Origin of the sequence: Azospirillum sp. A29, from assembly GCF_042604625.1 — a bacterium.
Taxonomy (GTDB): domain Bacteria; phylum Pseudomonadota; class Alphaproteobacteria; order Azospirillales; family Azospirillaceae; genus Azospirillum; species Azospirillum palustre.
The window spans coordinates 747,626-762,213 of sequence record NZ_CP170463.1 but is presented as its reverse complement, the minus strand read 5'-3'; the positions used below and the strand labels follow the sequence as shown (position 1 = coordinate 762,213).

11 protein-coding genes are annotated in these 14,588 nt (G+C 68.8%); 6 read left to right on the top strand and 5 right to left on the bottom strand.

Features of this window, described 5'->3' with window-relative positions; translation table 11 throughout:
• Positions 1-70: 70 nt before the first annotated feature.
• The gene (locus ABNQ38_RS11960; RefSeq protein ID WP_377807058.1) at positions 71-2,038 is read right to left on the bottom strand and encodes a cache domain-containing protein; all 1,968 of its coding nucleotides are present in this window, start codon (positions 2,036-2,038) and stop codon (positions 71-73) included.
• Between the two features lie 500 nt (positions 2,039-2,538).
• Here ABNQ38_RS11960 and ABNQ38_RS11955 point away from each other — a divergent pair, with 500 nt between their 5' ends.
• Positions 2,539-3,000, top strand: coding sequence for a hypothetical protein (locus ABNQ38_RS11955; protein WP_377807057.1), 462 nt, complete (start codon positions 2,539-2,541; stop codon positions 2,998-3,000).
• A gap of 249 nt (positions 3,001-3,249) precedes the next feature.
• Positions 3,250-4,335, top strand: a complete 1,086-nt coding sequence (locus tag ABNQ38_RS11950) for a transglycosylase SLT domain-containing protein (protein WP_377807055.1) — start codon at positions 3,250-3,252, stop codon at positions 4,333-4,335.
• A gap of 22 nt (positions 4,336-4,357) precedes the next feature.
• On the opposite strand, the gene ABNQ38_RS11945 is transcribed toward ABNQ38_RS11950, so the two are convergent.
• Entirely contained in the window at positions 4,358-5,383 is a 1,026-nt protein-coding gene (locus ABNQ38_RS11945) for a hypothetical protein (protein WP_377807054.1), read from the bottom strand.
• 201 nt (positions 5,384-5,584) lie between these two features.
• Between ABNQ38_RS11945 and ABNQ38_RS11940 the strand changes: the two genes are divergently transcribed.
• On the top strand, positions 5,585-6,913 hold the full coding sequence (locus ABNQ38_RS11940) for a GH1 family beta-glucosidase (RefSeq protein ID WP_377807053.1): 1,329 nt from the start codon (positions 5,585-5,587) through the stop codon (positions 6,911-6,913).
• Between the two features lie 51 nt (positions 6,914-6,964).
• Here the strand turns inward: ABNQ38_RS11940 and hutU are convergent, their stop codons facing one another.
• From hutU to hutI, 3 genes are read right to left on the bottom strand one after another with little or no spacing between them, the layout of a single operon-like run.
• On the bottom strand, positions 6,965-8,647 hold the full coding sequence (gene hutU / locus ABNQ38_RS11935) for a urocanate hydratase (RefSeq protein ID WP_377807052.1): 1,683 nt from the start codon (positions 8,645-8,647) through the stop codon (positions 6,965-6,967).
• A 51-nt stretch (positions 8,648-8,698) separates the two neighbouring features.
• The gene (hutC, locus tag ABNQ38_RS11930; protein WP_377807051.1) at positions 8,699-9,427 is read right to left on the bottom strand and encodes a histidine utilization repressor; all 729 of its coding nucleotides are present in this window, start codon (positions 9,425-9,427) and stop codon (positions 8,699-8,701) included.
• On the bottom strand, positions 9,424-10,686 hold the full coding sequence (gene hutI / locus ABNQ38_RS11925) for an imidazolonepropionase (RefSeq protein WP_377807050.1): 1,263 nt from the start codon (positions 10,684-10,686) through the stop codon (positions 9,424-9,426). The genes hutC and hutI overlap by 4 nt, the downstream gene beginning before the upstream one ends.
• Before the next feature lie 96 nt (positions 10,687-10,782).
• On the opposite strand from hutI, the gene ABNQ38_RS11920 reads away from it, so the two are divergent.
• The 3 genes from ABNQ38_RS11920 to hutG are packed head-to-tail and all read left to right on the top strand — an operon-like array spanning position 10,783 to position 14,494.
• Entirely contained in the window at positions 10,783-12,147 is a 1,365-nt protein-coding gene (locus tag ABNQ38_RS11920; RefSeq protein ID WP_377807049.1) for a formimidoylglutamate deiminase, read from the top strand.
• On the top strand, positions 12,144-13,682 hold the full coding sequence (gene hutH, locus ABNQ38_RS11915) for a histidine ammonia-lyase (RefSeq protein ID WP_109095727.1): 1,539 nt from the start codon (positions 12,144-12,146) through the stop codon (positions 13,680-13,682). The genes ABNQ38_RS11920 and hutH overlap by 4 nt, the downstream gene beginning before the upstream one ends.
• Positions 13,679-14,494 carry an N-formylglutamate deformylase gene (gene hutG / locus ABNQ38_RS11910; RefSeq protein WP_377807047.1) on the top strand — a complete coding sequence of 272 codons (816 nt, stop codon included), beginning with the start codon at positions 13,679-13,681 and terminating at the stop codon, positions 14,492-14,494. The genes hutH and hutG overlap by 4 nt, the downstream gene beginning before the upstream one ends.
• The last annotated feature ends 94 nt before the right edge of the window (positions 14,495-14,588 follow it).

The window sequence follows — 14,588 nt, the reverse complement described above, 5'->3', positions numbered from 1 at the left end:
ACTGACTTGCGGTCCTCTTCCCTGAATGGAAAGAGGACCGTTCTTATTCCGACCGCCGGCCGGCTGTTCGCTATGCCGCCCGGACACTGTCGAGGAAGCCCTTGACCTCGGCCGCCAGGACCTCTGCCTGATGCGACAGTTCCTGGGCCGCACCGAGGACCTGTGCCGCCGCCGCCCCGGTTTCGTTGGCAGCCTCGCGAACACTGACGATGTGCGAGGACACCTCCTGAGTTCCGACGGCCGCCTGCTGGACATTGCGAGAGATCTCCTGCGTGGCGGTGCCTTGTTCTTCAACCGCCGCAGCGATCGCCGCGGCGATCTCACTGATCTCGCCGATCACACCGCCGATTCCCTTGATAGCGTCGACGGCACCATCCGAATCCTGTTGCATCTGGGAGATCTGCTGCCTGATCTCGTCGGTCGCCCGCGCGGTCTGGGTGGCGAGCGCCTTGACTTCGGAAGCCACCACGGCGAAGCCCTTCCCGGCTTCACCGGCTCGCGCAGCCTCGATGGTCGCGTTCAGCGCCAGAAGATTGGTCTGGCTCGCGATATCCTGGATCAGATCCACGACCTGCCCGATCCGCTTCGCACTGTCGGCCAGCTTGCGCACGGCCTCATCGGTCTGCCTCGCATCGGTCACGGCATTGCCCGCCACGTTGTGCGACTGCGACGCTTGGCTGCCGATCTCGGTGATGGAGGCGGCAAGCTCCTCGGTCGCCGCTGCCACCGTCTGGACATTGGCGGACGTCTGCTCCGAAGCCGCGGCCACCGCGGCGGATTGCCGGTTCGTCTGCTCCGCGGTGGACGACATCGACCCTGCCGATGCCTCCATTTCCGTCGCCGCCGAGGATACGGCGCCGACCAGACGGCCGATCCTCTCCTCGAAACGGTCGGCAAGCTCGAGCATCGCCGCCCGCCGATCTTCCAGCCCCCGCTGCTTCAGAACCTCCTGCTCGGCCCGCAGCGCCTCGGTTTCGATCATGCCGCGGCGGAACACCTCGAGCGCGTCCGCCATGGCGCCGATCTCGTCGCGGCGCCCGATCCCGGAAACGCGGATATCGGTGCTCCCCCTGGCAAGGTCGCCCATCGATTCGGTCATCGCCTGAATGGGACGTGCAATGCCCCGGTTCACCAGCCAGGCGACGCCGAGCGCCACCGCGAGCACCGCCAATCCGATCAGGATCGCCGAGGTCCGCGCCTCCGCGATTTCCACGTCGAACGCGCTCCGGTCCATCGCGATGGTGTAGAAACCGATGGCGGTTCCACGATAATCACGGACGGGAGCGAGCCGGACGGCGTAGCTGGCGCCGCCGAGCTGGTAGGTCTGCACCTCCGATTCCCGGGTCAGCGCGTCCTTCATCCGGTCCTGGCCGAGGGCAAGCGCCTCTCGGAAGGTCGAGGCGAAGGTTTCGAATCCCCCGTCCTTTACAATATTGAACGCGACCTCGGCACCGGTCTCCTTGTGAAACGCCTCGAAGAACGGTTTGCCGAATGACAGGCCGACCTCGAAGGAGCCGATCTGGGCTCCCTGGCTGACCATCGGCACGACACCGCGAATGCCGAGGCCCTCCACTCCGTTCTCCAGCCCGAAGACCGGCTTGTGGGTCTTGTTCACCTCGACCACGGTGAAGCGGAACGAGGACAGGTCGTCGCCGAACTTCTCCGGACGATGAACCCGCAGGAACGATACCGATGCCGGTGTATGGAACTGCATCTGGGTGATGCCATGCTGTTCCTTGAGATCCTTGAACCCCGGCACGAGCATGCCCGCCAGACGGTTGCGGTCCTGCGCGGCGAACGCCGCCTGGATTTCCCCGTTCCCCGCCAGCGCCTGGGCAAGGGTCAGAGCGCGCCGGGCCTCGCTCGCAACATTCGCATCCAGGAATTCCTGCAGCGTCTTCAGTTGATTGTCGGCGGCATGTTCGACGAGCAGGCGGCTGAGCCACAGATTGCTGAGCGTGGTCGCACCGACCGCCAGTACGACGCTTCCCGCCAGAGCAACCGCCAAACGGGCACCGATCTTCATTCCGCGGAACATGGTCGCCCTCCTGATTGTACCGCAGGAACGGATAGATCTGCCTTGGCCTTCGCCCGGCCATACCGTCTCTGCATACTATAATATTAGCTACGGCCGGAAATGATGAAGAAAGCACTAACTGTATTTGAGGAACGACCACAGCTTCACGGGAACATTGCGTCCTGCTCTGGCAACATCTTGATCGGAAGCAGGATTAGAGATGCATCATTTGCACATATATTCGGCGTCCGAGCCCAAAGCAGCGCCGGAAACCACGTCCCTTTCCCGGGCTTCCCCAGTGGGCCACCCAACGTCCTGCATCTACGGCAAACAGCAAAAAGCCGTTCTGTCACGCCGGAGTTCGCTTCATCACGGCCACATGTCGGCTCCGTCGGCATCTCCCGGCAGAGCCGAATTCCCTGCCCTCCCCCACCCAAACGGTGTGGCCCCCGCTTGGGGGCAGACAAAGCGGCGGTCGGCGTCCTAAAGTCCGCCTTCGGTGCGACAGCTTCGATGACGGAATGGGACGGGACCGCGACACCGACAGACCCAATGGGGAGCAATCCAGCGGGGAACGATCCACCAGCGCCTTGACCGGCAAGGGGCTGGATACCCTGCTGGCGGCGGCGGAAACCCTGCCGCATGCGCCGGAGGATGCGTGGCGGCTCGACCTGCTGCGGGTGGCGCTGCGCATCGCCCGTTCCACCGAGGACCTCGCCGACCTGGAACGCGCCAACCTCGCCTTCAAGGCGCTGCCGCGCCGGCTGCGCAACCCGCTGGTCGACCGCGCCGCCATGCTGGCACGGCGCGAGGCGGAGCGCGCCCAGATGACCGAGGAGCCGGAGGACGCGCCGAAGCCCGGCGGGCTGCTGGGTGGGCTGTTCGGGCGCGGCGGCGGCCGGCCGAGCCGGAAGACTGCCAAGGAACGGCTGCTGCGCGAACTCGCCACCCGCCGTGATCCGGACGACGACCGCGAAAGCTGAGAACCCCGAACGGTGATCGCCGCGAAAGCCGATGGCCCGAAAATCCGGCGACGGAAATCCCGCCATAGGCCGCACCGGACGGCAGATGCCCGGACGGCCGCTTGCGCGTCCGAAGGACTAGACGGCCCCCTCCCCCTCCGCGCTCTCCGGCCGCGTCGAAGGTCACAGCTGGGACGGTTTACGGCGGGCCGGGAATGTGCAAATGTCCGTACCTCCAAATCGGGCTTATCCAGAAGATTGAACTGAACGATGACCGGGGGTTCCGTGCGTCGCCTGAAGCCGTTGCTGACCTGCGCCGCCTTGACTGCCCTGCTGAGCGCCTGCGCCAGCGGGGGCGGTTCACATCGCGTTGCCTCTCCGGAGGAAGTCGATGCCCATGTCGCGGAGGCATCCAAGCGGTTCGACATGCCGGAGCTGTGGATCCGCGAGGTCATTCGCCAGGAGAGCGGCGGACGCACCACCGTCAACGGCAAACCCATCGTCAGCAAGGCCGGCGCCATGGGCCTGATGCAGGTGATGCCCGCGACCTATGACGAGATGCGGCGCAAGCACAATCTGGGATCCGACCCCTTCGATCCGCATGACAACATCATCGCCGGTACCGCCTACCTGCGCGAGATGTACAATCTGTTCGGCGCGCCGGGCTTCCTCGGCGCCTACAACTGCGGTCCCGGCTGTTACGGCGATTATCTGGCCGGCAAGCGCACCCTGCCGGGCGAGACCAAGCGCTACATCGCGTCGGTCGGGCCGCGGTTGAACCGCACCCCGGCGCCCAACGGCGCCGACATCGTGCTGGTCAGCGCCCCGCCATCCACCTCGTCCGATTCGCCGCCGGATTACGGCTCGCCCTACGCGCGGCCGTCCTCCTCCTATTCGGCGCCGGTCAATCCGGCGCCGTCCTACACGCCGCCCGCCAGCACCCGGCCGGCAGCCAGCCGTCCGCCGATTGCGGTGGCGGCCCTGCCCTCCCCCGCTCCGGCACCGGCTCCGGCACAGACCGTGCGCGTGGTGGCGCCCGACACCTCGACCCCCGATGCTCCGGCTCCGCGGCCGGTCGCGACGATGGCTGGCGCCGCGACGGCCGGCGGCGGGGTGTGGACGGTGCAGCTCGGCGCCTTCCGCTCGCCCGACGACAGCCAGCGCGTGATCGACCGCGCCCGCAGCTCGGTGCCGGTGCTGTCGCGCTCGCAGCGGATCGTGCAGGCGGTGGATACCCAGACCGGGCCGCTCTACCGCGCCCGCCTGTCCGGCCTGTCGCAGCAGGACGCGGCCAACGCCTGCAGCGGGCTGGTCAACCAGGGCATGGCCTGCTTCGTGGTGGCGCCGGGGGCCTGACTGGCCCCCGGACCTATGCCCGTCAGCCTTCGCTGACGCGGCGGCAGCGGCGCTTGACCAGGGCCAGCGCCTCCTCCGCACGGTCGCCGCTCAGGTCGAACGACCGTTCGTCCAGCAGCACGCCGTCGGAGTTGTAGGCGCGCAGCTGCAAGCCGTCCGGCCCTTCGCTCACCGTCACGTCGAGGACGCCGTCGCCGGTCTCGTTGCCGGCGATGTCGAGGAAGTCGTTGACCTCGTCGAAATTGGCATCCACGTCGTCCGGCCACACGCCTTCGGCGGTGAAGTCCAGCAGGTCGTTCAGCCCGCCGACCGGCTCGCAGCGCTTGACCCGCGGGTCGGCGGCGCCGACCGCCTCGGCGAAGGCGACCATCGACTGGCGGATGCGCTCCTGCTCGATGGGGTCGATCTCCATCTCCCGGCCCTCGCCGGCGAAGCCGAGGTTGAGCGGGTCGGGCATCGCCTCGCCCTCCTGCTCGGCATCCTCCTCGATCACCAGACCGACGACGCCGACAAGGCGGACGCCGGCATCCTCGGGGGCGGCGACCAGATCCTGTTCGCGCACGAAGGTCTCCGCCGCTTCCGTCGAGTCGATCAGGCGGCGCAGCAGGGTGCGGCGGTCGGCGGCCTCAAGGTAGGACAGCGGTTCCGGATCCAGCCACAGCGGCAGCAGGCGCATGTCGGATGCCTTCTCCAGCAGCCCGGCCGAATCCAGCGCGCGTTCGATGGTGTCGACCGACGGCGGCTCGTCCAGCCGGCCATCGACCTCCAGCGCCAGCCAGAACAGGGTCGACAGGGTCGGGTCGCCATGCTCGTCGGTGCTCTGCGCCGTTTCCGAGAAGGCCTCGACCTCGTCCATGAAGTCGTAGCTTTCCTCCTCGCGCAGCTTGCCCACCGCGGCCTCGATCACGCCCTGGCGGTTGCCGTCCAGCACCTCGTCCAGCAGGGCGCCGAAGCGCTCGTCGTTGTTGCGCCACAGCCGGACCAGCCGGTCGGCCGGCGTCCCGCTGAACTGGCCGCCCTTGCCGTTGACTCCGTCCTTTTTCGCCATGATGCGCCCGTTCCTTTCTGAATTCGCTCGTCCGGTCGGCGAGACCATAGGAGCGCCGCGCCGTCCTGTCGACCGCGATATGGTGACGGAATACCCGGTGGATGGTGGTGCCCCACGCCACCCGCCGCAGCGACGATTGGCCCCTTCCCCGCCGACGGGAAAGGGGTAGGATCCAACCACTCTCCTTTCGGGTGATCCGCCATGGCCGAACGTCCGGTTTTTCCCAAAGAGTTCCTGTGGGGCGCCTCCACCTCCGCCTATCAGATCGAGGGCGGGGCCGAAGCCGACGGGCGGGCGCCCAGCATCTGGGACACGTTTTGCAAGCTGAAGGGCCGGGTCGACAACGGCGACAGCGGCGACGTGGCCTGCGACCATTACCACCTGATGCCGCAGGACGTGGAGCTGATGGCGGAGCTGGGCTTGCAGGCCTACCGCTTCTCCGTCTCCTGGCCCAGGGTTCTGCCGCGCGGGCGCGGGGTTCCGAACGGCAAGGGGCTGGAGTTCTACGACCGGCTGATCGACCGGCTTCTGGACAAGGGGATCGAGCCCTGGCTCTGCCTCTACCACTGGGATCTGCCGCAGGCCTTGCAGGACATGGGCGGCTGGGCAACCCGCGACAGCATCGGCTGGTTCGAGGATTACGCTGCCCTCTGCGCCCGGCGCTACGGCGACCGGGTCAAGCGCTGGGCCACCTTCAACGAGTTCTCGGTCTTCACCCTGTTCGGCTGGGCCTTCGGCTGGGGCGCCCCCAGCATCGCCGACCGCGCCACCCATTTGAAGGTGATCCACCACGTCAACCTCGCCCATGGCGCCGGGGTCGACGCGCTGCGCGCCCTGGTGCCGGAGGCCTCCATCGGTGCGGTGCACAGCGTCCAGCCGATGCGGCCGGAGACCGACAGGCCGGAGGATGTCGAAGCCGCGGCCCTGTTCGACGAGCATTGGAACCGCGCCTTCCCCGACGCGCAGCTGCTGGCCCATTACCCGCGCCGCATCGCCGAGGCCATCGAGCCCTATGTGCAACCCGGTGACATGGCGCGCATCGCCCGGCCGGTGGACTGGTTCGGGCTGAACCATTACGCCCCTGTCTACGGTCGCCGGGACGACAGCCTGATCTGGGGCTTCGGCTTCGGCTCGCCGCCGCCGGGGATGAAGCGGACGGCCATCGACTGGCCCTACGATCCCAGCTGTTTCCGCGACACGCTGCTCGACCTGACCCGGCGCTACCGCCTGCCGGTCTATGTCACCGAGAATGGCTACGGCACCAAGGCGGCGGAGACGCCCGACGCCGAGGGCCGCGTGGTCGATACGGAGCGGCTGTCCTACCTCCAGGCCTACATCGCGGCGATGGCGGAGGCGAAACGGCTGGGGGCCGACGTGCAGGGATATTTCGTCTGGTCGCTGCTCGACAATTTCGAATGGGGCGGCGGCTACGGCACCCGGTTCGGCATCGTGCGCGTCGATTTCGAAACCCAGGCGCGGATCCCGAAGGAGTCCGCGCGCTGGTATTCAGACCTGATCCGGGGGGCGTGAGGAAAAAGCCCTCTCCCGGGACGGGAGAGGGAGATTCTCCCCCCTCCCCGCTTACTTCAGAAACGGCAGGTTCAGCCCCTGCTCCTTGGCGCACTCGATGGCGATGTCATAGCCGGCGTCGGCATGGCGCATCACGCCGGTGGCCGGGTCGTTCCACAGCACGCGCTCCAGCCGCTTGGCCGCTGCGTCGCTGCCGTCGCAGACGATGACCATGCCCGAATGCTGGGAGAAGCCCATGCCGACGCCGCCGCCATGGTGCAGGCTGACCCAGGTCGCCCCGCTGGCGGTGTTCAGCAGCGCGTTCAGCAGCGGCCAGTCCGACACGGCGTCGGTGCCGTCCTTCATCGCCTCGGTCTCGCGGTTCGGGCTGGCGACCGAGCCGCTGTCGAGATGGTCGCGGCCGATGACGATGGGGGCCTTCAGCTCGCCCGACTTCACCATCTCGTTGAAGGCGAGGCCGAGGCGGTGGCGCTGCCCGAGCCCGACCCAGCAGATGCGCGCCGGCAGGCCCTGGAACTGGATGCGCTTGGCCGCCATGTCGAGCCAGTTGTGCAGGTGCGGATCGTCGGGGATCAGCTCCTTCACCTTGGCGTCGGTCTTGCGGATGTCCTCCGGGTCGCCGGACAGCGCCGCCCAGCGGAACGGGCCGACGCCGCGGCAGAACAGCGGACGGATATAGGCGGGGACGAAGCCGGGAAAGTCGAAGGCGTTCTCCAGCCCCTCTTCCTTCGCCATCTGGCGGATGTTGTTGCCGTAATCGACGGTCGGGATGCCCATGGCGTGGAAGGCCAGCATGGCCTCCACCTGCACCCGCATCGACTGGCGCGCGGCGGCGGCGACGGCGGCGGGCTGGCTTTCGCGAGCGCTCTCCCACTCCTCCAGCGTCCAGCCCTGCGGCAGATAGCCGTTCACCGGATCGTGGGCGGAGGTCTGGTCGGTGACGATGTGCGGCCGGGCCTTGATGTCGGTGCCAGCGCGGCGCGCCAGTTCCGGGAAGACGTCGGCGGCGTTGCCGAGCAGGCCGACGGAGATCGCCTCGCCCTTGGCACAGGCCTCGTCGATCCAGGCCAGCGCCTCGTCCAAGTCGGCGGTGTGGCGGTCGAGATAGCCGGTGCGGATGCGCATCTCGATGCTGCTGGGACGGCATTCGACCGCCAGCATGCAGGCGCCGGCCATCGTCGCGGCCAGCGGCTGCGCCCCACCCATGCCGCCCAGGCCGCCGGTCAGGATCCACTTGCCCTTCAGGTCGCCGTTGTAGTGCTGGCGCCCGGCCTCGACGAAGGTCTCGTAGGTGCCCTGCACGATGCCCTGGCTGCCAATGTAGATCCAGCTGCCGGCGGTCATCTGGCCGTACATCGCCAGACCCTTGCGGTCCAGCTCGTTGAAATGCTCCCAGGTCGCCCAGCGCGGCACGAGGTTGGAGTTGGCGATCAGCACGCGCGGCGCGTCGGCATGGGTGCGGAAGACGCCGACCGGCTTGCCCGACTGGACCAGCAGCGTCTCGTCGTCGTTGAGAGTCTTCAGCGCCGAGACGATGCGGTCGAAGCTCTCCCAGTCGCGGGCGGCGCGGCCGATGCCGCCATAGACGACCAGCTCCTGCGGCCGTTCGGCGACGTCGGGGTCGAGGTTGTTCATCAGCATGCGCATCGGCGCCTCGGCGAGCCAGCTCTTGCAGCTCAGTTCGGGGCCGTGCGGGGCACGGATGACGCGCTGGTTGTCGAGGCGGGATGACATCTGGTGATGGCTCCTGGTGGGAGGGATGTGCTGTTCCGAGGATCGGTTTTGCTAATGGGGCGGCAGCTGGAAGCGTGCGCCCAGCCGGTAGCGGCTGCCGGGATGGACCAGCATCGCCACCGTCACCACTCGTCCACCGACCCAGGTGCGGCGGGTCACGCGCAGGCAGGGCTCGGTGACGGGGATGTCGAGCAGGCGGGCGATCTCCGCCGTCGGCGACACCGCTTCGATGACATGCTCGACCTGCGGCGAGGACTCCAGCCGGATCAGGTACTCGCCCGGCGTCTGGCGGGTGAAGTCCTGGTCGAGATAGTCGGGCGCCACCGCCGGGTTGACCCAGCGTTCCTCCAGCTGGACCGGCACGTCGCTTTCGCTGTGGACGACGATGGAATGGAACAGCCTCGCCCCGACCGGCAGGTTGAAGCGGCGGGCCAGCCCGGCATCGGCGGCAACCGCGAGCAATTGCTCCACCCGGCAGGAATGGAGGTTGCCGCGCTCGGCGATCTCGTCGGCGATGCTGCGCAGCTCAACCACGTCGGTGCTGGGCGGCCGTTCGGCGACGAAGGTGCCCAGCCCCTGCACGCGGGTTAGCAGCCCCTCGTCGGTCAGGTCGCGCAGCGCGCGGTGGACCGTCATGCGGCTGACCGAGAATTCTTCCAGCAGCTTGTGCTCCGACGGGATCTGGAAGCCTTCGGGCCAGTCGCCGGAGCTGATCCGGCGGCGGATGGCCTCCTTGATCTGGGCGTAGCGCGGCTGGGCGGTGGAGATGGTGTCGCTCATGCGGCCTCCAAACGCGGCTTGCGGACCACCCCGCCATTGACCACCGCTATGCAGGGGTTGAGGCCGATGGCATAGGCCAGTTCCGCCGGATGCTCGATGCGCCAGACCGCCAGATCGGCGCGCTTGCCCGGCGCGATCACACCGCGGTCGTCCAGTCCCAGCGCCTTGGCCGCATGGCGGGTGATGCCGGCCAGCGCCTCCGCCGGGGTCAGGCGGAAGAAGGTGCAGCCCATCGACAGCATCAGCAGCAGCGAGGTCACCGGCGAGGTGCCGGGGTTGTTGTCGGTGGACAGCGCCATCGGCACGCCATGGCGGCGCAGCAGGTCGATTGGCGGCAGCCTGGTCTCGCGCAGGGCGTAGAAGGCGCCGGGCAGCAGCACCGCCACCGTGCCGGCCTTGGCCATGGCGACGACGCCGTCCTCGTCGAGATGCTCGATATGGTCGGCCGACAGCCCGCCGAACTCCGCCACCAGCCGGGCGCCGCCGAGGTTGCTCAGCTGTTCGGCATGCAGCTTCACCGGCAGGCCGAGCCGCTTCGCCGTTTCGAACACCCGGCGGGTCTGGGCGACGGAGAAGCCGATCCCCTCGCAGAAGGCGTCCACCGCATCGGCCAGCCCGGCTTCGGCGATGGCCGGCAGCGTCTCGGCGCAGATGCGGTCGATGTAGCCGTCGGGGTTGCTCTTGAACTCCGGCGGCAGGGCGTGGGCGCCAAGGTAGGTGGTGCGCACCTCCACCGGGCGGACCTGGGCCAGCCGGCGGGCGACGCACAGCATCCGCGTCTCGGTTTCGGTGTCGAGGCCGTAGCCGGACTTGACCTCCACCGTCGTCACGCCCTCGGCCAGCAGGCTGTCCAGCCGCGGCAGGCTGGCAGCGAGAAGCTGGTCCTCGCTGGCGGCGCGGGTGGCGGTCACGGTGGACAGGATGCCGCCGCCGGCCCGCGCGATCTCCTCATAGGTGGCGCCGTTCAGCCGCATCTCGAATTCGCGGGCGCGGTTGCCGCCATAGACGAGATGGGTGTGGCAATCGATCAGGCCGGGGGTCATCCAGCCGCCCTGCCCCGAATGCACCTCGGTCGCCAGCGCGTCCGGCGCATCGGTCAGCTCGGCGCGGCGGCCGACGAAGGCGATGCGGCCGTCCTTGATGCCGACCGCCGCGTCGGCGATGGCGCCGTAGCCGTCGGCCCCGTCCGTCGCTGTGCCAGCCATCGTGGCAACGGACAGGTCGATCCACAGGGAATCCCACGGCGCGCTGGTCGGCATCGGTTCGGCTCCTTCCTACAAGTTCGTGCAGCAACCCTCTTGGCATCAGGTTGCCTATACTTGTATAGTGTTGTCTATAATAGCGAGGGCGCCCTCATGAGCAACCTGTTTTTTGCCTCGGCGTTGCTGCCGGACGGCTGGGCGGAGGATGTGCTGGTCACGGTGGACGACCAGGGCAGGATCGTCTCGGCGACGCCCGGTGCCGCCTGCCCGGCCGATGCGGAGCGCTTCGCCGGAGCGGCGGTCGCCGGCATCGCCAATTTGCATTCCCACGCCCACCAGCGCGCCATCGCCGGCATGGGTGAGTCCTCCGGCGAGGGGTCGGACAGTTTCTGGAGCTGGCGCGATGTGATGTACCGGGCGCTCGACCGCATGGGTCCGGAGGATTTCGAGGCGGTCGCCGCGCAGCTCTATGTCGAGACGCTGAAGGCCGGCTTCACCGCCATCGCCGAATTCCATTACCTGCACCATGACCGCGACGGCAGCACCTACGCCGACCCGGCGGAGATGAGCCACCGCGCCATCGCCGCCGCGCGGACCGCCGGTCTGCCGATTGCGTTGCTGCCGGTGCTCTACAACGCGTCGGGCTTCGGCGGCACGCCGCCGACCGCCGGGCAGCGCCGCTTCATCCATGACGGGGCAGGGTTCGACCGGCTGACCACCGCCCTGCGCCGCACCTATGGCGAATCATCCGACGTGCAACTCGGCATCGCCCCGCATTCGCTGCGCGCCGTGCCGGACGAACTGTTGACCGAGGCCGTCGCCGCCAACCCGCAAGGCCCGATCCACATCCACATCGCCGAGCAGCGCCGGGAGGTCGAGGACTGCGTCGCCTACCGCGGCCGCCGCCCGGTGGAGCATCTGCTCGACACCCAGCCGGTCGATGGCCGCTGGTGCCTGATCCACGCCACCCACATGATCGAAGCCGAGGTGGCGGGCGTCGCCGCCAGTGGCGCCATCGCCGGCCTGTGCCTGACCACCGAAGCCAATCTCGGCGACGGCTTCTTCGCCGCCCAATCCTACATGGCGCAGGGTGGGCGCTGGGGCATCGGCTCCGATAGCCACATCTCCGTCAGCCCGGTGGAGGAACTGCGCTGGCTGGAATACGGCGCGCGGCTGACCAGCGAACGGCGCACCGTGCTGGCCGGCGGCCCCCGCCGCTCCACCGCCCGCCGGCTGGTGGAAGACGCCCAGGCCGGCGGGGCGCAGGCGACCGGGTTCGACTCCGGCCGCATCGCCACCGGCCTCCGCGCCGACATCGTCGTGCTCGACACCGACCACCCGCTGCTGGCGGCGCGCAAGGGCGATGCGCTGCTGGACGGCTGGATCTTCGCCGGAAACACTCCCCTCGTCCGGGACGTGGTGATCGCAGGATGCGCCGTCGTCCGCGACCGCCGCCACCCGCGCGAGGAGGAGATCGCCGACCGCTTCAAAAAGACACTTGGGAGACTTCTGGGATGAGCGAGACCATCACTCTGGTTCCGGGCGCGCTGTCGCTCGACACGCTGCGCAGCATCTACCGCGACCGTCCGGCCCTGACGCTCGACCCGGCGGCCTATCCGCGGATGGAACGCTCGCGCGCGCTGATCGACCGGATCGCCGGCGGCGACGAGGCGGTCTACGGCGTCAACACCGGCTTCGGCAAGCTGGCCCATACCCACATCGCGGCGAGCGATCTGGAAAAGCTCCAGCGCAACCTGATCCTGTCGCACGCCACCGGCGTCGGCGCCCCGCTGGCCGACGGCGTGGTGCGGCTGATCCTGGTCATCAAAGCGGTCAGCCTCGCCGTCGGCGCCTCGGGCGTCCGTCCGGCGCTGGTCGATGCGCTGCTGAAGCTCTATGAGGCCGACGTGCTGCCGGTGGTGCCGGGCAAGGGGTCCGTCGGCGCGTCGGGCGATCTGGCGCCGCTGGCCCATCTGTGCGGCGTGCTGCTCGGCATCGGCCATGTCCGGGTGAAGGGCGAGACCCTGCCGGCGGAGGAGGGTCTGCGCATCGCCGGCCTGCCGGTCTTCGACCTGAAGGCCAAGGAAGGTCTGGCGCTGATCAACGGCACCCAGGTGTCGACCGGTCTGGCGCTCGCCGGCCTGTTCGAGATCGAGCGCACCTTCAAGGCGGCGCTGGTCGCCGGCTCCCTGTCGGTCGAGGCGGTGATGGGCAGCCACCGTCCCTTCGACGCCCGCATCAGCGCCCTGCGCGGCCAGCCTGGCCAGATCGCCGTCGCCGCCGCCTTCCGCGACATGCTGGCCGGCAGCGAGCTGAACGCCAGCCACCAGGGTCCCGACTGCCACCGGGTGCAGGACCCCTACAGCCTGCGCTGCCAGCCGCAGGTGATGGGCGCCGTGCTCGACCAGATGCGGCAGGCGGCGCGCACCCTGGTGATCGAGGCCAACGGCGTCACCGACAACCCGCTGGTTCTGGTCGATACCGACGAGGTGCTGTCCGGTGGCAACTTCCATGCGGAGCCGGTGGCGATGGCCGCCGACCAGCTCGCCATCGCCGCGTCGGAGATCGGTGCCTTGGCCGAACGCCGCATCGCCATGCTGATCGACACCACCATCAGTGGGCTGCCGCCCTTCCTCGTCGCCGAGCCGGGTCTGAACTCCGGCTTCATGATCGCCCATGTCACCGCCGCCGCGCTCGCGTCGGAGAACAAGACGCTCGCCCACCCCGCCAGCGTCGACAGCCTGCCGACCTCCGCCAACCAGGAGGACCATGTCAGCATGGCGACCTTCGCGGCGCGCCGGTTGGGCGACATTGCCGGCAACGTCGCCGACATCGTCGGTATAGAGCTTTTGGCCGCGATTCAGGGGCTGGAGTTCCATCGCCCGCTGAAGACCACCGAACGGCTGGAGCAGGCCATCGCCACCATCCGCGCCCAGGTGCCGCGCTACGAGGTCGACCGCTACTTCGCCCCGGATCTGGCTGCCATCGGCACCCTGGTGCGCGACGGGTCGCTCGACCATCTGATGCCGGTATCGCTGGAGACCGCACAATGACCGATACCATCTTCGATCTGGAGCGAGGCGACGGGCCGCTGGTCATCAGCATGCCCCATTGCGGCACCGAGCTGTCCCCCGGTCTGGCCGAGCGGCTGACGGAGGAGGCGCTGACCCTGCGCGACACCGACTGGCACATCCCGCGCCTGTACGGCTTCGCCAAGGACATGGGCGCCACGCTGCTCAGCGCCCGCTATTCCCGCTATGTCGTCGACCTCAACCGGGCCTCGACTGGCGAGAGCCTCTATCCCGGACAGGCGACCACCGGCCTCTGCCCGGACGTGATGTTCGACGGCACGCCGCTCTACCGCGACGGCCAGACCCCCGACGAGGCCGAGGTGGCGCAGCGGGTGCAAGGCTATTGGCGACCCTACCACGAGGCGCTGGCGGCGGAGCTGGAGCGGGTAAAGGCGCGGCACGGCTTCGCCCTGCTCTATGACGCCCATTCGATCCGCAGCCATGTGCCGCGGCTGTTCGACGGACGCCTGCCCGACCTCAATCTGGGAACGGCGCGCGGTACCAGCGTCGATCCGCAGCTGGCTGCCCGGGTCGTCGCGGCGATGGAGAGTGCCACGGCGGCGGAGGGCTTGACCTGCATCACCAACGGCCGCTTCGTCGGCGGCCACATCACCCGCGCTTACGGCCAGCCGGCAAACGGCGTCCATGCCATCCAGATGGAACTGGCGCAGGACCGCTACATGGACGAGGAGGCGCCGCCCTTCGCCTACCGTCCGGACCGGGCTTCAAGCCTGCAGCGGGTGCTGACCGCGCTGCTGGACGCCTTCACCGGCTGGCGGCCGGCGCAGGGCTGATAGGAACGGACAGGCGCGCGGGGGCGCGGAACCGCCCCTGCGTCCGCTGCGTTCCTCTGCGGCGCCGGTTTTCGCGGCGCGGCATGCAGGGGAC